This is a genomic window from Enterobacter cloacae complex sp. SYL003 (assembly GCF_049236925.1).
Lineage (GTDB): Bacteria > Pseudomonadota > Gammaproteobacteria > Enterobacterales > Enterobacteriaceae > Enterobacter > Enterobacter intestinihominis.
Map to the genome: position 1 here is coordinate 1 of NZ_JBMKJK010000072.1, position 581 is coordinate 581.

At 50.9% G+C, this 581-nt stretch carries 1 protein-coding gene; it reads right to left on the bottom strand.

Annotation, left to right across the window (positions count from 1 at the left end; translation table 11 throughout):
* Positions 1 to 34: 34 nt before the first annotated feature.
* A partial coding sequence (locus ACOT1A_RS24625; protein WP_139156205.1) for a Tn3 family transposase occupies positions 35 to 581 on the bottom strand: 547 nt, incomplete at its 5' end.

Consider the following 581-nt stretch of genomic DNA (forward strand, 5'->3'; position numbering starts at 1 on the left):
AGGGGTCTGACGCTCAGTGGAACGAAAACTCACGTTAAGCAACGTTTTCTGCCTCTGACGCCTCTTTTAATGGTCTCAGATGTCCTTTGGTCACCAGTTCTGCCAGCGTGAAGGAATAATGGCCGAGCATATTGATATGTCCGTGGCAAAGCGGGGAGAGGCGTGCGATATCTTCATCATTCAGTGTTTCACCCTGCGCCCGGAGATGATCCAGGGCTGCCTGCATATAAATAGTGTTCCATAACACGACGGCGTTAGTGACCAGCCCCAGTGTGCCCAGTTGATCTTCCTGACCGTCGGTATATCGTTTTCTTATCTCACCTTTTTGACCGTGACAGATGGCTCTGGCAACGGCATGGCGACTTTCTCCCCGATTAAGCTGGGTCAGAATGCGCCGGCGGTAATCTTCATCATCAATATAATTAAGCAGATACAGCGTTTTGTTGATGCGCCCCACTTCAATGATTGCCTGAGTCAGTCCGGAAGGACGTTCACTTTTCAGCAATGAACGGACCAGCACTGAAACCTGTACTTTGCCCAGCTTCAGGGAGCCAGCGGTCCGGATCATTTCGTCCCACTGA